21 protein-coding genes are annotated in these 22,479 nt (G+C 40.2%); 11 read left to right on the top strand and 10 right to left on the bottom strand.

Annotation, left to right across the window (positions count from 1 at the left end; all coding sequences use genetic code 11):
- Window positions 1-242 precede the first annotated feature (242 nt).
- The 3 genes from hsdR to K2225_RS15825 are packed head-to-tail and all read left to right on the top strand — an operon-like array spanning window position 243 to window position 6,281.
- On the top strand, window positions 243-3,479 hold the full coding sequence (hsdR, locus tag K2225_RS15815) for a type I restriction-modification system endonuclease (protein WP_220585628.1): 3,237 nt from the start codon (window positions 243-245) through the stop codon (window positions 3,477-3,479).
- The gene (locus tag K2225_RS15820) at window positions 3,479-4,903 is read left to right on the top strand and encodes a class I SAM-dependent DNA methyltransferase (protein ID WP_220585629.1); all 1,425 of its coding nucleotides are present in this window, start codon (window positions 3,479-3,481) and stop codon (window positions 4,901-4,903) included. The genes hsdR and K2225_RS15820 overlap by 1 nt, the downstream gene beginning before the upstream one ends.
- Entirely contained in the window at window positions 4,896-6,281 is a 1,386-nt protein-coding gene (locus tag K2225_RS15825) for a restriction endonuclease subunit S (RefSeq protein WP_220585630.1), read from the top strand. The genes K2225_RS15820 and K2225_RS15825 overlap by 8 nt, the downstream gene beginning before the upstream one ends.
- 152 nt (window positions 6,282-6,433) lie before the next feature.
- On the opposite strand, the gene K2225_RS15830 is transcribed toward K2225_RS15825, so the two are convergent.
- Complete coding sequence (locus K2225_RS15830) at window positions 6,434-7,666, bottom strand: phospholipase D family protein (RefSeq protein ID WP_220585631.1); 1,233 nt, start codon at window positions 7,664-7,666, stop codon at window positions 6,434-6,436.
- Between the two features lie 439 nt (window positions 7,667-8,105).
- On the opposite strand from K2225_RS15830, the gene K2225_RS15835 reads away from it, so the two are divergent.
- Complete coding sequence (locus K2225_RS15835) at window positions 8,106-9,008, top strand: nucleotidyltransferase domain-containing protein (RefSeq protein ID WP_220585632.1); 903 nt, start codon at window positions 8,106-8,108, stop codon at window positions 9,006-9,008.
- A 1-nt stretch (window position 9,009) separates the two neighbouring features.
- Window positions 9,010-9,606: a Cap15 family cyclic dinucleotide receptor domain-containing protein gene (locus tag K2225_RS15840; protein WP_220585633.1), complete on the top strand. Its 597-nt coding sequence runs from the start codon at window positions 9,010-9,012 to the stop codon at window positions 9,604-9,606.
- A gap of 183 nt (window positions 9,607-9,789) precedes the next feature.
- Here K2225_RS15840 and K2225_RS15845 read toward each other — a convergent pair whose 3' ends face one another.
- The 9 genes from K2225_RS15845 to trpE form a co-directional block, all read right to left on the bottom strand.
- Window positions 9,790-10,086 (bottom strand): hypothetical protein, encoded by a 297-nt coding sequence (locus K2225_RS15845; protein ID WP_220585634.1) that lies wholly within the window; start codon window positions 10,084-10,086, stop codon window positions 9,790-9,792.
- A 478-nt stretch (window positions 10,087-10,564) separates the two neighbouring features.
- A complete protein-coding gene (locus K2225_RS15850; protein ID WP_220585635.1) occupies window positions 10,565-11,974 on the bottom strand; it encodes a sodium:solute symporter family protein in 1,410 nt (469 codons plus the stop codon).
- 493 nt (window positions 11,975-12,467) lie between these two features.
- A complete protein-coding gene (locus K2225_RS15855; RefSeq protein ID WP_220585636.1) occupies window positions 12,468-13,052 on the bottom strand; it encodes an anthranilate synthase component II in 585 nt (194 codons plus the stop codon).
- Window positions 13,053-13,081: 29 nt separating this feature from the next.
- On the bottom strand, window positions 13,082-13,882 hold the full coding sequence (trpA, locus tag K2225_RS15860; protein WP_220585637.1) for a tryptophan synthase subunit alpha: 801 nt from the start codon (window positions 13,880-13,882) through the stop codon (window positions 13,082-13,084).
- A gap of 1 nt (window position 13,883) precedes the next feature.
- A complete protein-coding gene (gene trpB, locus K2225_RS15865) occupies window positions 13,884-15,077 on the bottom strand; it encodes a tryptophan synthase subunit beta (protein WP_370632767.1) in 1,194 nt (397 codons plus the stop codon).
- Entirely contained in the window at window positions 15,058-15,714 is a 657-nt protein-coding gene (locus K2225_RS15870) for a phosphoribosylanthranilate isomerase (protein ID WP_220585638.1), read from the bottom strand. The genes trpB and K2225_RS15870 overlap by 20 nt, the downstream gene beginning before the upstream one ends.
- A complete protein-coding gene (trpC, locus tag K2225_RS15875) occupies window positions 15,711-16,475 on the bottom strand; it encodes an indole-3-glycerol phosphate synthase TrpC (RefSeq protein ID WP_220585639.1) in 765 nt (254 codons plus the stop codon). The genes K2225_RS15870 and trpC overlap by 4 nt, the downstream gene beginning before the upstream one ends.
- Window positions 16,468-17,490 carry an anthranilate phosphoribosyltransferase gene (gene trpD, locus K2225_RS15880; protein WP_220585640.1) on the bottom strand — a complete coding sequence of 341 codons (1,023 nt, stop codon included), beginning with the start codon at window positions 17,488-17,490 and terminating at the stop codon, window positions 16,468-16,470. The genes trpC and trpD overlap by 8 nt, the downstream gene beginning before the upstream one ends.
- Complete coding sequence (trpE, locus tag K2225_RS15885) at window positions 17,487-18,995, bottom strand: anthranilate synthase component I (protein ID WP_220585641.1); 1,509 nt, start codon at window positions 18,993-18,995, stop codon at window positions 17,487-17,489. The genes trpD and trpE overlap by 4 nt, the downstream gene beginning before the upstream one ends.
- 466 nt (window positions 18,996-19,461) lie before the next feature.
- Here trpE and sigY point away from each other — a divergent pair, with 466 nt between their 5' ends.
- From sigY to K2225_RS15915, 6 genes are read left to right on the top strand one after another with little or no spacing between them, the layout of a single operon-like run.
- A complete protein-coding gene (sigY, locus tag K2225_RS15890) occupies window positions 19,462-19,980 on the top strand; it encodes an RNA polymerase sigma factor SigY (RefSeq protein WP_220585642.1) in 519 nt (172 codons plus the stop codon).
- A complete protein-coding gene (locus K2225_RS15895; RefSeq protein ID WP_220585643.1) occupies window positions 19,970-20,290 on the top strand; it encodes a YxlC family protein in 321 nt (106 codons plus the stop codon). Before sigY ends, K2225_RS15895 begins: the two co-directional genes overlap by 11 nt.
- Window positions 20,287-20,511, top strand: a complete 225-nt coding sequence (locus K2225_RS15900) for a sigma-Y antisigma factor component (RefSeq protein WP_255574616.1) — start codon at window positions 20,287-20,289, stop codon at window positions 20,509-20,511. Before K2225_RS15895 ends, K2225_RS15900 begins: the two co-directional genes overlap by 4 nt.
- Before the next feature lie 46 nt (window positions 20,512-20,557).
- Entirely contained in the window at window positions 20,558-20,776 is a 219-nt protein-coding gene (locus K2225_RS15905; RefSeq protein WP_174787816.1) for a PLD nuclease N-terminal domain-containing protein, read from the top strand.
- Between the two features lie 2 nt (window positions 20,777-20,778).
- Entirely contained in the window at window positions 20,779-21,699 is a 921-nt protein-coding gene (locus K2225_RS15910) for an ABC transporter ATP-binding protein (RefSeq protein WP_220585644.1), read from the top strand.
- Window positions 21,677-22,450, top strand: coding sequence for an ABC transporter permease (locus tag K2225_RS15915; protein ID WP_220585645.1), 774 nt, complete (start codon window positions 21,677-21,679; stop codon window positions 22,448-22,450). Before K2225_RS15910 ends, K2225_RS15915 begins: the two co-directional genes overlap by 23 nt.
- Window positions 22,451-22,479 lie beyond the last annotated feature (29 nt).

The raw sequence follows: 22,479 nt of genomic DNA on the forward strand, positions 1-22,479 counted from the left end.
CCCTAGGCTTGTTGTCTCTATTTGTTCTCATAGGCGATGTGTGGTGCGGTCCAGTCACATGCACCTTAACACACCTCCCTCCCCCTCCCACTATTGTGAATTGCTACTGAGGAAAAACACTAGGTAATACATAATAGAGGTTTAACGCAAATGGAATTATACCAAGCAGGAAAATAGTTCAATTCTCACATCCTTCAGAATGTACTATAATGAATATAAAGTACTTCTTTTGAGGTGATTATTTGCAAAAAAGTAATTTTGAGTTTCTTAATAATAACTGGTCAATTTTAGCTAACCTCGGAGAAACAGCAGAACGAAACGTAGAAAACGACCCTAATACGTCTTTAATTAAGTTACGTATGTTGGGAGAAACTCTAACTAAATATATATATGCATATGAAGAGATTAAAGAAAGCTATGACACGAGACAAACCGATAGACTAGCCTTCCTTAGATCAGATGATTTATTAACTAGTGAGTTGTATGAAATTTTAAATACTATACGCCGCAAAGGAAACAAGGCAGTACATGAGGCGGGCTATGGTACAACAGAAGAGGCAAAAAGCTTGTTGCACATGGCATACCAATTAAGTGTATGGTTTATGCAAGTGTATGGAGAGTGGGATTTTTCTGCCCCAAAATACATAGAACCTCAGCCTAGTAAAGAATATGACGAAGAATTAGTCAAACTGGCTCAATCTTATGAAGAAAAAACGCGTACTTTGCAAGAGGAGTTAACAAAACTCCAAAAACAACAACTTTACAAAACCGATCAAGAAAAAGACCAACGAAAACAAATGGCAAAGCGTTACGGATTATTAGTTGATTTTACTGAGGCCGAGACAAGAATGATTATTGATGATAAGCTACAGCAGGCCGGGTGGGAGGTTGACTCTGAGAACCTTCGATACAGTAAAGGAGTACGTCCTGAAAAAGGTAGGAATTTGGCTATAGCCGAGTGGCCTTTAAAAAGAGGGTATGCCGACTATGCTCTCTTTGCAGGCTTAGAATTTGTAGGAATTATTGAAGCAAAGAGAGGCAGTAAAGATATTCCCTCTGACCTTCAACAAGCAAAGTCATACGCAAAGCAAGTGGTGCAAAAAGCGGATGAAGTCATACATGAGCCGTGGGGTGACTATCAGGTACCTTTCTTATTTGCTACAAATGGAAGACCGTACTTACAGCAACTCGAAGAAAAGTCAGGGATTTGGTTCCTTGATGCTCGTAAAAGCACAAACCATCCCCGCCCACTAAAAGCATGGTATTCACCAGAAGGTTTGAGAGATCTACTAAAACAAGATGTCCAACAGTCCACTAAAGACCTGGAAGATGAAACCATGAACTACTTAGGTTTACGTCATTATCAGCAAGACGCAATCATGTCTGTTGAGAAGGCGTTGAGAAAAGACCAACGTGAAATCCTCCTTGCTATGGCTACGGGGACTGGCAAAACAAGAATGGCAATAGGGTTAATTTATCGTTTAATTAAAACAAAGCGTTTTAAAAGAATACTATTCCTTGTGGATCGAAGTGCTCTAGGAAGGCAGGCAGAAGCGGCTTTTAAGGATTCCAAGCTTGAAAACTTGCAATCCTTTACACAGATATTCAATTTACAGTCTTTAGAAGATAAGGACGCTGATTCGGAGACTAAAGTTCATATTGCCACGGTACAAGGGATGGTAAAGCGGTTGTTTTATAGCGAAGTGGAAGAGAATGTACCTACAGTGGATAAGTATGACTGTATAGTGGTAGATGAAGCTCACCGTGGTTATACACTCGATAAAGAAATGACAGATGTTGAACTTACATTTCGTGACCACAATGACTATGTAAGTAAGTATCGCCAGGTTTTAGATTACTTTGATGCTGTTCGCATAGGTCTAACAGCTACACCTGCCCTTCACACTGTGGAGATTTTTGGAGATCCTGTTTACAATTACTCATACCGTGAAGCTGTTATTGATGGCTACCTGATTGATCACGAACCTCCATACCAATTTGACACTGAACTCAAGCAAAAAGGCATTGGGTGGCAGGTAGGAGAGGAAGTATCAGTCTATGACAGTGCATCAGGTCAAGTAGAGACTGAAGTAATGGAAGATGAAGTCAATATAGAAGTAACTCAGTTCAATAAATCAGTAATAACTGAGAATTTTAATAAAGTAATCTTGAATGCCTTAGCAAACTACATCCACCCAGACCAAGAAGGTAAAACACTAATATTCGCTGCTTCTGACGATCATGCTGATATGGTAGTACGCCTATTTAAACAAGAACTTGAAGAAAAATATGGTGCAATAGATGATAATCTTGTCATGAAAATCACAGGTTCAATTAAAGACCCTTTGGGTACAATCAAACATTTCAAAAACGAGAGGCTCCCTAAAATAGCCGTCACTGTAGACCTTTTAACAACAGGTATTGATGTTCCGAGTATATCTAACTTAGTCTTCTTAAGAAGAGTTCGGTCCAGGATACTTTATGAACAAATGCTGGGGAGGGCTACTAGACGACACGACGAGATAGGTAAGGATCATTTTGATATATTTGATGCCGTCGGCCTATATGAGTCCTTAAAGCCATACACGAGTATGAAACCTGTGGTTAAGAGTTCTAAGGTAACACTTGATCAGCTTTTCAAAGAGTACGAGCAATTAGAAGATGAGAAGCAGCAGAAGCAACATAAGGAAGAGATGATAGCCAAAATCCAAAGGAAAAAGCAAAAGTGGGATAATAAAGAACATGAAGATTTCAAATCTCTCTCAGGTGGGAAATCGGTTGATGACTTCATTAACGTGATAAAGCATTCTAACCACGAAAATACTGTTAAAGAAATCAAAAAGACCCCCTCTGCAATTCAGTTTATTGATGAGAATCGAAATAAACACTCAAAACAATACATTTCTGATCATGAAGATAAACTGTTATCGATATCTAGGGGCTACGGAGAAGCGGACAAGCCTGAAGACTACCTTGAAAGCTTTAATCAGTTTATAGAAGAAAATATGAACCAGATACCTGCTCTTAAGTTAGTTGTTACTCGGCCTAGGGATTTGACTAGGGAGAATCTTCGACAACTTAGAATAGCTCTAGATCAAATGGGTTATAACGAAACCAACCTTCAGGCAGCGTGGCGGGATGCAAAGAATGAGGATATCGCTGCAGACATCATTAGCTTTATTCGTCAACAGGCTATCGGTGATCCATTAGTGAGTCACGAAGAGCGGATTAAGAATGCAATGAAGAAAGTTTATAGTATGAAAGTATGGCCAAAGGCTCAAAAAGATTGGTTGCAAAGAATTGAAAAGCAGCTTCTTAAAGAAAGTATTTTGGACCCTGATCCAGAGAGAGCGTTCAATGTAGAACCGTTCAAGAGTCGTGGTGGTTATAAACAACTGAACATAATTTTCAATGGGGAATTAGATAGCATTGTAGAAAAAATTAATACAGCATTGTATGACAAAAGGGAGCAAGCATAATGGGAAATCAGGAAATCGTACAGAAACTATGGAACCTATGTAATGTATTAAGAGATGATGGAATCACTTACCACCAATACGTTACAGAATTGACCTACATTCTATTCTTGAAAATGATGAAAGAAAAAGATAACGAGAAGCATATTCCAGAGCATTATAGGTGGAATTCATTGGTCAATAAACATGGTTTAGAACTGTATAATCACTACCGTCAATTACTGATTGATCTGGGGAGTGTAGAGAATGAAATAATCCAACAAATATATGCTAATGCAACAACTAATATTGACGAACCCAAAAACCTAGAAAAGATTATTAGGTCTATAGATGACCTAGATTGGTACAGTGCAAGAGAAGAAGGCCTAGGTGATTTATACGAGGGATTATTAGAAAAGAACGCGAGTGAAACAAAATCAGGTGCAGGGCAATACTTTACCCCTCGCCCTCTGATAGATGTCCTAGTTAAATTAATTAACCCCCTACCTGGAGAGCGCTGTAACGACCCTGCTGCAGGAACATTCGGCTTTATGATTGCTGCTGATACACATATTCGCTCTAAGACTGACGATTATTTTGATTTAGGAGAAAAGGAAGCAGAGTTTCAACGTACTGAGGCATTTACAGGAGGGGAACTAGTAAAAGATACACACCGTTTAGCATTGATGAACGCTATGCTTCATGATATGTATGGAGAAATAAAGTTAGGTGATACTTTATCAGATATTGGAACGGATATGAAAAACTATGATGTTGTATTAACGAATCCACCCTTTGGAACCAAAAAAGGTGGAGAGCGACCTACTCGTGATGACCTAACATTTACAACAACTAACAAGCAGTTGAATTTCTTACAACACATCTACCGTTCTCTTAAATCAGATGGAAAAGCTAGAGCAGCTGTAGTCCTACCAGATAACGTATTGTTTGAAGGAGGAGTAGGAGCTAAAGTTCGTGCAGATCTAATGGATAAATGTAATCTTCATACTATCTTACGTTTGCCAACAGGAATCTTCTATGCTCAAGGCGTAAAAACCAATGTACTTTTCTTTACACGTGGCGAGAAGGATAAAGAAAATACGAAAGATGTTTGGATTTATGATATGCGTACCAACATGCAAACTTTCGGAAAACGTAATCCATTGATAGAAAAGCACTTTGATGAGTTTATCAAAGCCTATCAAGCAGAAGATCGATCAAAGGTGAATGATGAGCGTTGGAATGTCTTTAATCGTGAAGACATTAGTAAAAAAGATGAAAATTTAGACATTGGATTAATTGCAGATGAATCGTTATCCGTGTATAAAAACCTACCTGATCCTATTGATTCAGCAGAAGAAGCAGTAAGCAAGTTAAACGAGGCTGTATCACTGCTTAATGAAGTCATCGAAGAATTACGAGCAATGGAGGAAGGTAAGGATGACTAAGAAAGTAAAAAAAACATCGAACAAAATGTTAGAAGAGGCATTAGTTCCAGTAGAAGAGCAACCTTATAAAATTCCTGATAATTGGATGTGGGTTAAGTTAAAAACTGTTGTTGATTTTTTTAGTGGCAATGCTTTCCCGAAAAAACACCAAGGTAATAATGATAATCAAATCTCCTTTTATAAAGTAGGAAATCTTGTTAATAAAGAGGATGACCATTATTTAAAAAAAAGCCCGAATACTATTACAGAAAATGAGAGAGTTAATATAAAAGCCAAATTAATACCTAAAGAAACAATTGTATTTGCCAAAATAGGAGAGGCTGTTAAGTTAAACAGAAGGGCAAAATTAAAAAAAGAGAGTTGTATTGATAACAACTTAATGGGCATTCGAGCTAAAGAAAAAGTACTGAATAATGAGTTTTTATTTTTTTGGGCACTCAGTAAAGATTTTTACCAATATTCTCAAGCAACTGCTGTTCCTTCTATCAGAAAAAGTACTATGGAGGATATAGCTTTCGCTTTGCCCCCTTATAAGGAACAGTTAAGAATAGTGAATAAAGTTAATAACTTAGTGGTGAAAATAAAGAATGCAAAACAATTAAATGAAAAAGCAATTGAAACATTTGAACTTCGACGTGCTGCAATACTGGATAAGGCATTCCGAGGTGAATTGACAGAAGGAATCGTGGGTGAAAGCGATAATACCGATTTGACCTTTGAGAAAGAATCTGAAGTTGGAAGAGTCTATAGTATACCGAGTTCTTGGGGATGGAAAAAATTCAAAGATGTTGCAAAAGTTAGGTCTAATTTAGTAAACCCTGATGAATATCAAAACTTACCTTTAATTGCTCCCAATAACATTAAAAGTAAAACGGGACAATTGATAGATTATAATCTTGTAAAAGATTCAGGAGTGAAAAGCTCAAAGCATCATTTTTACAAAGGCCAGATACTTTATTCAAAAATTCGACCCTATCTCTCAAAAGTTATTGTAGCCGAATCTGATGGATTATGCAGTGCGGATATGTACCCCATCGAAACAGAGCTGAAAACAGAATATTTATACTGGTATATGCTATCCCCCACCTTTTTAGAAAAAGCATCAACAGCAGGTTCTAGATCAGTATTACCAAAGATTAATCAGAAAGAATTGGGAGAGATCCCTGTCCCTGTCCCCCCAAAAAAGAAGCAGGAGGAGATAGTAAACGTAGTAAATACCATTTTAAAGAAAGAAGCTAATATATATGAAAAATTAGAACTGGATATCACTCTGAATAACTTGAATGATGCAATACTATCTAAAGCTTTCCGTGGAGTTCTTGGTACAAACTATTCAGATGAAGAAAGCAATATCAAATTAATAGAAGAAACATTCTAAGAAAGGTAGAAGTAACCGCTCATAACGTTAATTATGAGCGGTTGTTTTATTTAAGGACCTGTAAATGATAGAAAAACAAAACTCCAACCTTAATAGTATCTAATGTAGAAACTTTAACAGGGGGCTGGCACTCAAATAAAAAACTGCTTTAATTAGCGATTAACTTCTTCTAAATCATCATAACCACTTACCTGAAATAAACTTTCCAGCCGTCTAATTAAGTAGTCTCTAGCTTCGGTAGTAATCTGGATGTGGGCCTTTTGGTGATGGCGTTTTAAAATGCTTTTCATAGGGGTATTCGGATTCATCTGGGTTTTAGGATATACATTGTGCTTTAGAGTATTGCAAAGCTCGATGAGGGAAATCCCTTCTGAAATCGTGGTCTTTAGAAACCTTGCATTATAGAGCTCAATAAAATACGGATAACGATTGTTAAAGCGCAAATACTCCTTATCGCTTTTATCAACAACGTTGGAGTCGTCATACCCCCCTGCCGTTGCATAACCTACGATCATTGGGGTTTCAACACCGTTTTTATCATAGCTCAAAGTGGCCATAAATATAATATCCCCACTTTGAACACTTCTAGGGGGACGTGGATAATAAGTTCGATTGACTATTTCGTGCAATAGAACTTTTCGTTCTTTGTAATGATTTTTGTTCGGTATTCTATCTTCGCTGGTGCCTTCGAATTTTAGCCAAATTCCAGTCCCTTTCGTCGGTGGTGTAGGTTCATCCTCTATAACTTTCTCGATAATGTCGAAATGGTTGTCATCTACATAAATGTCCTTTATTTCTTTCTCGTTTTCCTCCTTATCAATGATGGCTCCCCATCTATGTTGGTTTTTATATTTAGTGCTTCTTGATGTTCTCTCTGAAAGTCGCTCAATCACCTGTTTTTTCTCTTTGTCGATAACACCTTGAGTTACTTTGAAGTTACCAGCTTCTTTTATGGAAGAGAGAAGATCATTGACATAGTCAATAGTATTTCCAACGAAGTCTATTTCATCTTTAACAAAAATTCCTAGTTCGTGGTTCTTGAAAAACCCACTAATCGAGAAGTTTGCAGAACCTAAGATTGCGCTCTTATTGTCAAAGATATAAAGTTTGCTATGAAGATGTTGAAGAGCATATATAGAAGCTCCAGATTTGTATAATGCTTCTAAACCCTCTAAGCTATTAGCACCTTGGAGGAATTCTTCACGGTTAAAACGGGTAATAATGGTGCAATTTATGTCATTGTCTGTTCTCTCTAGCCAGTCGGCTAGATGATTAGCAGTTTTGTAACTTATAAAAGGAGACACAATGCGGAGGGTGTCTCTTGTCATAATCAATTCTTCATTAAATTTCACACCAAAATTTTTGTCCATTAATTCTATAGTCATACAATGGCTCCTTTAACCGTTTGTTAAGCTCATTGTATCGCTTCTCACTACCATTTTGGAAGGATTTTCTATGTAGTCAAACTGAGATTACATACACCCCCTCCCTTACCTCTAATAAGTGTCAGTTTGTCACAGTTAATCGCCACCCATACACCTCCCCTATCACCTATGTTGCGGAAATAGGTACGGACATTAATTTTTAGAACATTTATCCCAATACTAAGACTTATAGAAACAGAGGGTTGTTAATATGCCCACAATACAAAGAGTAGCCTCCATAAAAATTAAAAATTAATTTCGCTACTACTTTTAACACTAAACTTTAACAGTGACTACTTAAATTGTCCCCTTTTCCTTTTATGTTTCATAGGAAAGATTGTTTATGTTATAATCTTTTTGTTGAATTTTTTGGAAAATTCCAAATGGACGGAGGATATATATGACTATACCTACATCAACTTTAGAAACATGGTCTAATCAAGGGGCTACACAGACGCCAAAATCTTTAAGAGAAAAGATCGAAAGAAAGCTGAAAGCATCTGATTCTAAGATTGAGAAGAAAAATCAACTTGAGATTTACCTTCAAGGTTCTTACAGGAATAGCACAAATATATATGGGAATAGCGATGTAGATGTTGTAGTTCAGTGTGATGCTACTTTTTCTAGTGATGTTACAGCTCTAGATCCGCATGAAACTGCTATCTATAATAGAGCATTTAACGATGCGACATATACCTGGGACGATTTTAAAAGCGAAGTAATTGAGACACTTAAGGATTCTTTTGGGTCTGATAAGGTTGATGTAGGGAATAAATCAATAAAGATAGATGATGGGAATTATGAAGCTGATGTAGTGCCATGTTTTGAATATCGAAAGTACACATCTTTTGGTGAAAGCTATGCGGACAGAGAATATATTAAAGGTATAAAGTTCTATACCACGAATGAAAGACGCGAAGTAGTTAATTTTCCCAAAGTACATTATACAAAAGGGGCGGCGAAAAATCAACGAGTTAACAATAGGTACAAGCCCGCCATCAGAGTATTCAAAAACATTAAGAAGAAATTAATAGAGAAAGAAATGATTACAAAAGAACAAGTTCCATCATATTTTATAGAAAACTTATTATATAACGCACCAGATGAGCATTATGATGAGATAAGCATTTCTACAAGAGTGTATAATGTCTTAAAATGGTTACAAGATAACAAGTACGATATGTCTGACTTTGTATGTCAAAATGAACAAGTTTACGTCTTTGGCTATAGCCAAGAACAATGGAACGAATATGATGCTAGAGAGTTTATATCTCAAGCTATTAATCTTTGGAATGAGTGGTAATATGCATGAATATAGCATTGATGTAGATCGCAATAAGATATTGTTTGTACTTGCAGCTTTATCCATCTTAATATCTGGTTTAGCTACTTCATTCTTAAATAATGTGATTGATAGTATTCCTTTTATTGGTTTCTCTGTATCTATAGCATCTATGGGTATATTTGGTTTACTGTACAGCTTATTTAATAAATTTATTTGGAAGACTAAATTACTTCATCAGTTAGGGATCGTACAAACTCCAAACTTGAACGGAACTTGGAGAGGTGAATTTCAATCTTCATATTATGACTTTGAGGAGAGTTTGCCTGCAGTTCTAATTATTGAACAAACGTGGTCAAAGATATGTATTAGAGGAAAATTCAACCATTCAAAGTCATCGAGTTATACCACATCAATAAAAGTTAATGACGGCGGAGGAACAAAGCTGTTCTACTCATATTTTAATGATAAAGACCCTGAACATTATAAAAAAGGAATGAGTAACCACCGTGGTTATGGTCGATTGGAAATAACCAACGATAAATTAGATGGACGTTATTTTAATGACCCTACTAACAACAAAAATCACGGGGCACTTCAACTAACAAAGTCAAATTAAAATATGGCATAATTGCTGGGGGCAAATACTATCCAATACCCTGCAATTAAAGACACTTCAAATAAAATGGTTTTTATTGTATAATGATTATGCTTGGAGGCAGGGTGGATTACTTTTTCGTAATCCCGAATGTATAAAAGCCTATCCTTTAATCTGGATAGGCTTTTTATTATTGCCGATTCATTATTCATCTATTGTCCTTAATATCTCTTTTCCCCTGCCATTAATATCTAACATCACTCGCTTCTTCATATTCCCTTCCTTAAATTTATTGATTACAACATGACCCAACTGTTCGTAATTGGGCTCAAAGCTTTCTAGAGCCGATGTACGCTTAGAAAAATATATTACCTCCTCTAACATAGAAATTAGCCTTAGAGATGCTACATTCACCTCTAGAAAGTCCTTATCTTTGGATTCTTTATACTCATGAAGCATATCAGCCAGGTATTCTACAGCTTCTCCTTTAAGATTATCCATCATTATCCCCCCAAAATGGTTTAGTTAATGTGAGCTTGCCTATACCCTTTTAGAGGATTTATATTTTGAATCAACGTGGTGCCTATTTTGGTGCCCTAAATGGTGCCCCTCGATATATCAGGAACTACCTATAAGATTTATGATTTGCCTAATTACTGTCATACCAGTGTTTATAAAGGGTGTTCAGGACTTACCTGCATGAAATAAAAAAGAGATTAATCTCGTAATTTACTCTGGCAGCGAAGAGGTCAGCGGTTCGAGCCCGCTATGCTCCACTACGATGAGCCACCATTTCTACTAATTGAAATGGTGGCTTTTTTATTCCTAATGGACCTATGTTGTTTAACCACCCTTTCACTTGTATAAAATCAGAGACCTCTTCTGGGTATCATATATACAAGACCTACAAGAAAGAAGAATAAACTTAATACTACAAAAATAGGAAAAGCCTCCCGAAGAACGGGAGGCTTTTTTTGAATTATGAAGCTTTTGCCTTTTTAGCCTGAGATCCAGATGTCGTCAATAACGTTGCGACAATCAAGACAATAACCGCAACAGGTACAGCAACGACTACACTGTTCACTTCAAAAGGCTGTCCTAGGACAATTTCCCATGTCAATGTTGCCAGCACACCAGCGATCATGGAAGATACACCACCAATTGCATTGACGCGTTTCCAGAAGAATACCGCAAGTACAGCTGGAGTCAATCCTGCTCCATAAACCGTGTAAGCATACATTTGCACACTTAATACGGTTGGGAAATAACTGATGATGACAAAAGCGAAGACACCAAGGGCCACGATGAAGATTCTTGTCATAGCCAGAAGCTTCTTGTCAGATGCATCTTTATTTACATATTTACCATAAAGGTCATAAGTCAGGTTCGTAGCTGCAGACAGCAAGTATGAGTTACCTGTTGTAATGATAAAGGAAGCCGCTGCTGCAAGTAAAATACCACCGATAGCAACTGGCATTGCTACTGTAGTAGCCATCAATGCCATTCCTGGATCGATATCTGGGAATAAGGAACGGGATGCGAAGGCGATCAGTGAAATGGATGGTGAAATGACGATCATCGCAATCAGCCACCCCATTTGTGCGCGCTTCGCAGATTTATCTCCTTTAGAAGAAGCAAGACGCTGATACATGTTTTGGTCACCAAGCAATAAGAACAAAGAAGGCAGCAAATAACCAATCATTTGAATCGTTGTCAAACCACCCGTAGCACTCATGTGGGACTCAGGTACATTAGCGACGATTTCGCTCCATCCACCTGCGACCATAATAATTGTAGGAACCGTAATGATCAAACCTCCCACCATCAAAAATCCACTGATGGCGTCTGTTTGAGATACAGAACGAAGTCCCCCAATCATCGCAAGGAAGATGATCATGGCAGCACCAATCATCGTACCTGTCTGGACTGTCATCCCAGTAGTCAAATTAAGGATGAATCCAAAGCCTTTCATTTGATAAGAAACGATACCGACATAAGCAAGAATGATAATAACACTCGCAATGTTACGGGATGTACGCCCATATTTCGACTCTAAAATACCAGCAACGGTGAATTTGCCGTGTTCGCGGATTTTAGGTGCGACGACATAAAGAATGATAATACCGACTAACGTTGGGAGCATCATCATCAAAGAAGGAAGAATCCCGTAAGAGAAAGCCATAGACGTTTCTCCACCTGAAATACTTCCGCTTCCTGTCCATGTGGCCAGAAGCGTTCCCATCAATACAAAAGGTCCTAGACTTTTACCGGCTAATACGAAGTCCTCACTGCCGGCTACTTTTTTCGACATGAATACACCGATGCCGACCATTAATATTCCATAGATTGCTATAAACCATAACAAAGTTGGATCTTGTTGCAGTTCCATAACTACTGAATCATCTCCTGATGTTTTTTGTTGGCTGGTTCTTGTTGAGCTGTTCTATTAAAAACATCGGCCGATGTGAAATCGCTCTTTGAACACAACGATAATTAAACTAACATAGATTTTAATTTTGTGAAAATAGCATATGGCGAGGTGAAAAAGGGCTATTTCGCGCGATTTTTAAGGATTCCATTTTTTCACATACCTTTATGAAAGCGATAACCACAACCTTTCCAAGAATTGCTTTATTCTTACGAAATTTCTGTTAAATAAGCAAATCACCGCCAGAATGCTGCGTTCAAATTAGTTCTAAATACCTATAAATAAATCAAAATAAAGAAGTGATCGAATGGAGAATGCCCCCCCTCTTCTCCCTGAAATACACACGAAAATGCAGATTTAAGATGAAAGATCCAAATCTGGTGCTTGCAGAAAAAGAGATTTAAAAAAAGCTGGCACCCCTCTGAAGGTCCCAGCTTTTTATATAGCAGTTATGTTAAGGAATAAAAGCCTTCACACGATTTTGGATGACATTCTTCAATAATTGTTTTCCTTCCCCTGTACCAATAGACTCCGGGTGGAATTGAACCCCTTCAATAGGAAATTCGAGGTGTCGGATGCCCATCAATTCTCCTTCTACTGTTGAAGCCGTCACTTCAAAACACTCCGGTAAATCCGAGAGCTCTACAATCAGGGAATGATAGCGCATTGCTACCATCGGGTTGCTTAACCCTTCATAAACCCCTTTCCCATCATGGAAAATACGGGATGTTTTTCCGTGCATCAATCTCTCTGAGCGCACCACACTCCCGCCAAACACTTGAGCAATGGCCTGATGACCAAGGCAAACACCGAAAATAGGAATACTTCCTTTGTATCGGTTGATGACTTCCAGGGTCAGTGGTGTTTCATCCGGGGAACACGGACCCGGGGAAAGAAAAATCAAATCCGGGTTCAGCTCCATGATCTCCTCTACTACTACTTCATCATTTCTCTTCACGATGACTTCTTCTCCAAGCTCTCCAAGGTACTGGACGAGATTGTAGGTGAAAGAGTCATAGTGGTCGATCATATAAATCACTCTGCTCCACTCCTCTCAGCTCTCTCAACTCACTGAACGAGTTCTCTAATTTCTTTGGTGAAATGTTCGAGTGCTTCGTCCATTCTACCTTCTTCAATATTCTCAAGTTCTGCTTCTATCAAACGAATGATTTTACTTCCAATGATCACCCCATCTGCGTAGTTTCTTACCAGTTGGACATGATCATTGGTTGATATGCCGAATCCAACAGCCACCGGGACTTGACTGTGTTCTCTTACTTTTTCAATAAATGACAAAGCTTCAGCAGACATTTCTTTTCGCTCCCCTGTAACACCCAGAGAAGAAACACAATAAAGAAAACCTTTGGCATGTTCTGCAATTTGCTTAATTCTTTGATCTGAGTTCGGTGCTACAAGTGAAATGAATTCAATACCTTTTTCTTCTGCCTGGCTACGAATTTCCATACTCTCTTCGAATGGTAAATCAGGGATCAGCAGCCCTTCGACTCCATTTTGTTCTAAGAGTTGAAAGAATTCGTCATGTCCGATTTGAAGGACAGGGTTGTAATAAGTGAAAATCACAACAGGAATCTCGAGTCCACTCTCTCTTAATTTCGGTACAAGTTCAATGGCTTTACGTAAAGACATCCCTGACTTCAACGCACGTTGAGCTGCACGTTGTATAGTAGGTCCGTCCGCGAGTGGATCCGAATATGGGACACCCAATTCTAAAACGTCCGCACCTTCCTCCTGCAGACGCAAAGCGAATTGAATAGTCAATTCCGGACTTGGATCACCTGCCACAAGGAATGGAATGAACAGGTTATCCGTTTTTGTTAGTTTCCCTTGAAATGATGTCTTCGTCAGCATGTCAAACCTCCTCCTGGAAATGTTCCATTAATGTGGCCATGTCTTTATCTCCACGTCCGGAAAGGTTAATCAAGATCGTTTCCTCTTCGCTCATTTGAGGCGCTTCTTTAAATGCCTGAGCAAGAGCATGGGCACTCTCAATCGCCGGAATAATCCCCTCTGTCTGTGTCAAAAGCTTCAATGCATCAAGTGCTTCTTTATCTGTGATGGCTTCATAGCGTACTTGTTTCGTCTGGAATAAGTGAGCATGCTCTGGACCGATTCCTGGATAGTCAAGTCCTGCCGATATAGAATAAGGCTCGGTAATTTGTCCATTCTCATCCTGCATGAGATAGGTCATCGATCCGTGTATCACACCAGGAGTTCCTTTTGATAGTGTCGCTGCATGTTCAAGTGTGTCCGTTCCTTTCCCGGCAGCTTCTACCCCTATTAATTCACTGCTGTCCTCAAGGAATGGGTAAAAGATTCCCATCGCGTTGCTTCCACCACCTACACAGGCAAAAATGCGATCTGGAAGCTCTTCTTCTACCTCTAAGAACTGGCGTTTAGATTCATCGCCAATAATCCGCTGAAAATCCCGCACCATACGTGGATAAGGATGGGGTCCGACGACAGAACCTATCAGATAGAAATGGTCTTCACAATTGGCAACCCAATAGCGGATCGCTTCATTTGTGGCATCCTTTAGCGTTCCATTTCCACTAGAAACTGAAACAACTTCCGCTCCGAGCAGCTTCATCCGAAAAACGTTCAACTCCTGCCTCCGTATATCTTCTTCACCCATGAATACGATGCACTGAAGTCCAAACTTAGCGGCGACGGTTGCAGACGCGACCCCATGCTGTCCCGCTCCTGTTTCCGCAATAATTTTCTCTTTCCCCATCCTCTTGGCCAACAGAGCTTGTCCAATGGCATTGTTAAGCTTGTGTGCACCTGTATGGTTCAAATCTTCGCGTTTTAAATAAATTTTTGCTCCACCAAGGTGACCGGTCAATTTATCTGCATAAGACAATGAAGTGGGGCGTCCTGCATACTCTTTTAATACATGATGATACTCTTTCATAAAGGCCGGATCAGCCATGGCCTGATCAAGGGCTTCTTCCAACTCTTGCAAAGGTCCCATGAGGGTTTCCGGCACATATTTACCACCAAAATCACCGTAGCGTCCTTTTAAATCAGGAAATACTTGCAACATTTTGCTCCACCTCTTTCGTGATTGCTTGAATTTTACCGATGTCCTTACCGTCCCCAATCTCAATGCCACTGGAAAGGTCGATGCCGTCCGGACGGTAATGCAACAGCTCTGTGACGTTCTCTGGGTTAATTCCGCCTGCGATCAAGCACGGAACCCCCTGGTCATACGCTTCACTCTGATAGGTCGGCACAGCCTCCCAGTCGAAACGGACTCCAGTACCACCTGAAACTCCATCTACTTTACTGTCCACAATGTACCCATCCGCCACACCTCGGAAGACCTCCATTTGTTTAATGCCAACCTCTTGGTGATGAACCACCTTCCATACAGGCAGACCAAATGCTTCTTTGATCCTCAGCAACTGAGATACCGTTTCATTCCCGTGAAGTTGAATGACATCCAATGGGACAAAATGAAGAATCTCTTCGATTTCCTCAATCGTCGGCTCGATGAAAACCCCGACGATTTTTTGTTTTGGTCGGATTTTTTTCACCCAGCGTCCGACATATTCAGGTCGGACATACCGTTTAGTTCTCCTAACAAAAATGAAACCAAGGTGGGATGCTTCGGAGGAAGACGTTTTAGCTACATCTGCTAGAGATCGGTTCCCGCATAATTTTACAATCGGTTCTTTCATCGAACATTCACTCCTTCCAACAACTGACGGACTGCTTCTTTGATGTCCTTCTGACGCATAAGAGATTCCCCAACCAGCACACCCTCAGCTCCATAACCAGCTACTTTTTGTAAATCATCATAGGAAGAAATTCCACTCTCTGAAACCAACAAGGACTCCGCCGGTGCAAGTGTCGCCATGCGCTCGGTTTGAGAAAGTTTTGTTTCAAACGTATGAAGGTTTCGATTGTTGATCCCAAGAATCTTTGGTGTAAACTCATCCAGTACTTTCGCTAATGTTTCTTCACTGTGTACTTCGACAAGTACCTCTAATCCAAGCTCGTAGGCTTGGAGATAAAGTTCATGTAACTTCTCCGCTTCCAGCGCTTCCCCGATCAGCAGAATAGCATCAGCACCGATATAGGCACTCTCCGCTACTTGCATGGAGTCGATAATGAAGTCCTTCCGTAACACAGGAACATCCACCACTTTTTTGATGTCCGTCAAGTAATCACGGTGTCCTTGGAAAAAATGTTGATCCGTAAGGACCGAAATGGCTTGCGCACCTGCTGTGGCATAGTCATGGGCGATTCGAACAGGATTAAAATCCTCACGTATGATGCCCTTGGATGGAGATGCTTTTTTCACCTCTGCAATCAACCCAGCTGCATAAGATGTAGCTTTAAGAGAGTCATAGAGAGAGTGATGAGGAAATGATTGCTCTTCTGGTAAATATAAATTTTCGATTTCCTGTTGTTTTACAGCTAAGATGGTTTCAAGCATATTGACGATTCTCCTTTTCATTAACAATCGATTCATAGTACCTGCTTGAGGTGCCTTCACGGATCGCTGCTTGTACTTGCTGAACTCCATCTTTGAGGTCTTCTGCTTTTCCTGCCACATAAAGTCCAGCCGCTGCGTTCAATGTGACAATAGAAGTCGCACTTTCATTTGCACGACCATACAAGACATCTTTAATGATCCGGGCACTTTCTTCCGTTTCAGAAATACGAATATCAGTAAGGTTCCCTAAAGGGAGACCGAAATCTTCCGGTGAAACAGTGAAACGAGTAATCTCCCCATCTTTCAATTCGACGAGATCACTTTCTCCTGTAATTGTAATTTCATCCAGACCATCTCTTCCTGTTGCTAAAAGGACGTGTGTGGATCCCAGTTTCTTCAAAGTTTCTGCCATTTTCTCTGCATAATTTGTATCGTATATGCCAATTAGTTGTCGCTTAGCATTGGCAGGATTGGACATAGGTCCTAGTAAATTAAAGATGGTACGAAAACCAAGTTCCTGCCTGGCAGGCCCCGCGTGCTTCATTGCTTTGTGATAGAGAGGTGCGTACATGAAAGTCATTCCTTTTTGCGAAATGGCCTGGGCCCCTTGTTCTGGAGTTGTGTCAATCGGCACACCAAGCTTCTCAAGGACATCAGCACTCCCACTTTTGGATGATACTTTCCGATTGCCGTGCTTCGCGACTTTCACGCCCATACTTGCGAGAACAATGGAAACAGCTGTGGAAATATTAAATGTAGAAGCCCCATCGCCACCTGTGCCACATGTATCTACAATTGAAGGATCATCAACATCCATTTTCGTCATGTTTTCACGCATCGCTCGAACGAAACCGGTCATTTCTTCCACCGTTTCTCCTCGATAACGCATCACGCTGAGCATACTCATCAACTGGCCGGTCGTCGCTTCTCCATTCATGATACTATCCATCGTTTCAAACGCTTCCTGTTCTGTCATTTCCTCTCCTGCGACAACTCTACTCAATGTATCTTTCATCTCGTCTCCACTCCTTCTCCACTCTTCTCAAATATCTTCTCAGCTAATTGAATCGTCTTCTTCAAAGCACTCGCTTTGCTCAATGTTTCCTGATACTCCGCTTCGGGATCGGAATCAGCAACAATCCCAGCCCCAGCCTGTATATAGAGGTCTTTCCCTGTTCTTGTCATTGTTCGGATGGTAATGCAGGAATCAATGTTTCCATCAAAGCCTAAATATAATATGCCACCACCGTAGAGGTTTCGAGGAGTAGGTTCAAGCTCTCTCAAAATCTGCATGGCTCGGACTTTTGGTGCCCCTGATAATGTTCCAGCCGGGAAGGAAGAAATCAGGGCGTCAATGGGAGAAACGCTCTCGTTTAATCGACCGGTTACTTTGCTGATGATGTGCATCACTTTTGAAAAACGTCCGATCGTCATATACTCCCTTACCTGCACTGTTCCATATTCAGCTACGCGGCCAATATCGTTTCGTGCTAAATCGACAAGCATCCGATGTTCCGCCAACTCTTTCTCATCTTGCAAAAGTTCTTCAGCTAGAGCATCATCCTCTTCTTTGGTTCTCCCTCTTTTCCTCGTTCCAGCTATGGGATGGATTTCAAGGTTTCGGTCACGCACCTCAAGGAGTCGTTCAGGAGAACTTCCAATGACTTCTACTTCATCCATTTTCAAATAAAACATGTATGGAGAAGGATTCACTCTCCGTAACACCCGGTAGAGTTCAAATCCACTTCGGTCCGTAATTGTATGAAAACGTTGAGATAAAACCGCCTGAAAAATATCCCCCGCACGGATATACTCTTTAATTTTTTCCACATCTGATTTGAATTTGTCTGGTGCATAGTTGCTGTTCAATTGGAAGGATTCATCCTCTGTCTCATCCTCAATCAGCATTAAATCAGGAAGTGTCTCAGCATTCTGCAGCTCTTTTGTTATGGCTTTTATCCGTTTTTTCGTTTCGGAGTATATTTCTTTTAATGAGCGATCCGCTTCTTTTCTAGCAAAGGATAGAATCGTTGTTTCTTTCGTCTTATGATGGTAAGCAATTAAAGTCTTGCAGAAAAGCAGATGGTAATTAGCTAAATTCAATTCATCTTCCATAGCTCTCTCTACGGGCTCATAATCTGAAATGGCATCATAACTGATATATCCAACCCCTCCTCCTTTAAAAGGAAGATCGATCGGAGGCTGTTTCACATTAAGGTTTGCAAGTACCTTCTCAAAAGCAGACTTGAAGTCTTCAGAATACGTAACCTCGTTCCGATTAAAGTCTTTAATTTGGAACTGTGCTTGCTCTTCTTTGATTTGCATCATAGGATCAAGACCGAGAAAAGAATAATTCGACCATGGGGATTCAGGGTCCTGACTCTCCAGCATGTACACGGCTTCATGGTTCAATGCATGAAACATATGAATCGGTGTTAACGTATCTGTATAAAACGATTGTGTAATTGGAATGGTCTGATGCTCTTCAGCATCTTTTTGAAATGTATCAAAAGTGGTCATAAAGGCTCACCTCTCCATTATTATCATGGAGAATGAGACGTTGAGGGATGAAAACGAGTGGATAGAAAAGGGGTGGTCATTGGCCAGGCAATCCATCGGCTCCTTGTGTCCGAAGATCCCTCGCTCACTCAGCTCAGCTCATCCTATACCTCAACTCAACTCATTCTCTACTCAACTTGCTTATTTCGACTTTGTAATAAAGCCACTTTTTAAAAATATCTTTCCAATAGTCTATAAAATTCAGATAATAAAGTCAACCAGTCTGTTCCAATAATTCTTAAGCCGTGAATCTTAATACAATTCCATCTAAGCTCCCGATTATTCAATAACTTTTTTCTGGTGATTTTCAGAGACTTTTAATAACTTTTATGATGAAAAATAGGAAATTAGAAATTTTTCACCTTTATTTTGAACGATTAAACAAATGCTTACGTCTTATAGTCAGGGAACGAAATGAGGGATGTATATGGATTCGGATCTCATCAGGAGGGCACAAGCTGGAGATGAACAGGCACTCGCTGAACTCTTGAAAGAACACTATAGCTTCATCGTTAAATATGTATGGAAAATGAGCGGGGATGAACAGCTGGCTTATGATGTGACACAGGACACACTCATGAAGGCTATCCAGAAGATCAACCAGTTTCATCATCGATCGAAGTTTTCTACATGGCTGATTCAAATTGCTACACGCACATACTTGGACTACAAGCGAAAGCAAAAAAAGAAAGATAAACTGGATGAGAAACTAAGGAATGAATTCCCCCGCTCCCCTGTTTCTTTTTCAAATGATTGGCATGAAGTGCAGGAAGCCTTATGGAAACTTGAGGACGAACATCGGATCCCCCTCGTCTTGAAACATTATTACGGCTATGACTATAAAGATATTGCAAAAATGACCAAAGTGAAAGTAGGGACAGTGAAGTCCAGGGTCCATTATGGGCTGGAGAAATTACGAAAGGAGCTGAGAATGGATGACAGATGAAAAGACATCGAAAAGCATGGAAGAAAAGCTTCAGGAAGCAGCCAGGCACACAGATACAAAAATGGAACCAACGGAACCTGCCCTCGCCTACTTTGAGAATCTTATTGAAGAACAGACCGCCCTTTGGTACCGACGGCTGTGGTTTGAATTGACTTGCTTATGGGGCAGTGCGTTTATTTTTATATCTTTCCTTATTTTCAGCTTATTCTATGTTCCTCTTTTGTTTGTGCTCGCACAAGTCATTTCCATTATCGTTCTGATCCGCTACTTCTATAAAGAACGCTACGAAATGGTGGAGATGCGGCAATGAAGCATTATGGACCTGAAGAAATGCCTGTATGGGGTTGGCTGCTTGTCGCCCTCATTTTAATGACACAAAGTTCCATTCTTTTTATTAAAGCTAGAAAAATCGGAAAAGCTCCCTGGTTGTGGGGAATCGTAGGCTTGATTCAATTTCCAGTGCCAAGTATCATCTTTTTCATCTTATGGAAAACGGTCTGGCGGAGGAAAGAAACGAAGGGGAAATCATAATATCTTCTAGAGATAAGAAAAAATGAACCTATAAGGAGGTGATCTCATGTTACTCACTCAAAACGCCATTGAATTTATCAACGATAATTTAGCGATCATCGCTCCCCTGCTCATCATCCAAGTAGTTTTGATGATTACAGCTCTTGTAAGCTTGATACGTGCAGAAGCTACAAAAGGGCCGAAATGGATGTGGGCGCTCATTATCTTATTCATCAACACGATTGGCCCCATTGCTTATTTTATATTTGGAAGGAGTCAAGAGTAGTGATGATTCACTTGAAAAATTTAACAAAAATGTTTGATAAAGAATATGCGGTAAAGAACATCACTTTCGACCTTCCACCAGGTAAATGTACCGCTTTGCTCGGCCCCAACGGTGCAGGGAAGACCACAACTTTGAAAATAATCGCAGGGCTCATGCACCCCACCTCTGGCCAAGTGGACCTCTCCAATGGGATGAGGGGGGATATTCGCCAATATATCGGTTACCTGCCTCAACATCCTCAGTTTCACAATTGGATGACTGGCAAGGAGTTTCTTCAATATGTCGCTCGCCTTTCTCATATTCCTTATCCGGAATCTAAAAAGCGGGCGGAACGGTTGCTGGAACGTGTTGGCATCGCGGATGCCAAAAACCGTAAAATATCCAGCTACTCCGGTGGGATGAAACAAAGATTGGGAATTGCACAAGCCATGATTCACAAGCCCAGCGTGCTCTTGCTTGATGAACCCGTCTCTGCGTTAGATCCAATCGGCCGGCGAGACGTATTGAATTTGATGGAAGAATTGAAACAAGAAGCTACGTTGCTCTACTCCACCCATATTCTTAGCGATGCAGAGGAGGCAAGTGATGAAATTCTCCTTATGCATAAAGGATCTATCGTAGAATCTGGCTCTCTTCAAGATGTCAAAGAACGACACCAGTTAGATAAGATCACACTTCGTTTTGAAGGAGACATGCAATCATACAAGGAAAAAGTAGAGGCGTTCCCGTTTGTCACCCACACAGATATCCAAAAGAAAAAGCTCCATGTATATGTGCAGAATGTCCCTGAGGCCCGTGACGTTCTCTTAGATCTTGTAAACAAGGAACAATGGCCGCTTCTATTCTTTGAGGTAGGTCAAACAACACTTGAAGATCTATTTATGAAGGTGGTGAAAGAGCATGCAATGGCTGACCATCTATAAAAAAGAGTGTCTGGAATCTGCAAGGAATTACAGGTGGGTTTGGGTTCCTCTTGTCTTTATTCTTTTTTGTATCATGGATCCTTTAACGACTTATTATCTCCCGCAGATCCTTGAGTCAACCGGAGGACTTCCTGATGGGGCGACCTTTAATATCCCGACTCCGCCGGCACCAAATGTGTTCATGATGAGCATCTCACAAATTAACACACTTGGCGTGCTCGTCATCGCCCTGATTACGATGGGAACCATTGCTGGAGAACGAAAGTCAGGGGTAGCGGAGCTGATTCTCGTAAAGCCGGTATCCTATAGTGCTTATGTGACCGCCAAATGGGCGGCCCATGTCTCACTCGTTCTTCTTTCTGTTTTCGTCGGCTTAATAGCAAGCTGGTATTATGTGCAACTTCTTTTTGGTGACGTTTCTTTCATTCACGTCATGAGTTCAGTCGCCTTCTATGTCCTGTATATTATTTTCGTCATCAGTATTAGCCTCTTCATGAACACATGGACGAAAATTCCCGGCCTTGTTTTGTTTTTAACAATCAGCGTTATCCTTGTATTAAATTTGATTACAAGTATTTTTTCTCACCTTTTGGAATGGAGCCCTACAAGCATTGTCTCTCATCTTCCAGCACTGCTAAGAAGCGGAGAAGTCGGTCAAAATCTCTGGATGGCAGGATTGATCACCATCCTGTCGATTATTTTCCTCCTATTCGGAGCTATCCAGACACTGAAGCGAAGAGAGATCGTTTAGACAAAACATCCCCAAAACATACCAGACCG

This window comes from Halobacillus sp. Nhm2S1 (assembly GCF_019599545.1).
Taxonomy (GTDB): Bacteria; Bacillota; Bacilli; order Bacillales; family Halobacillaceae; genus Halobacillus.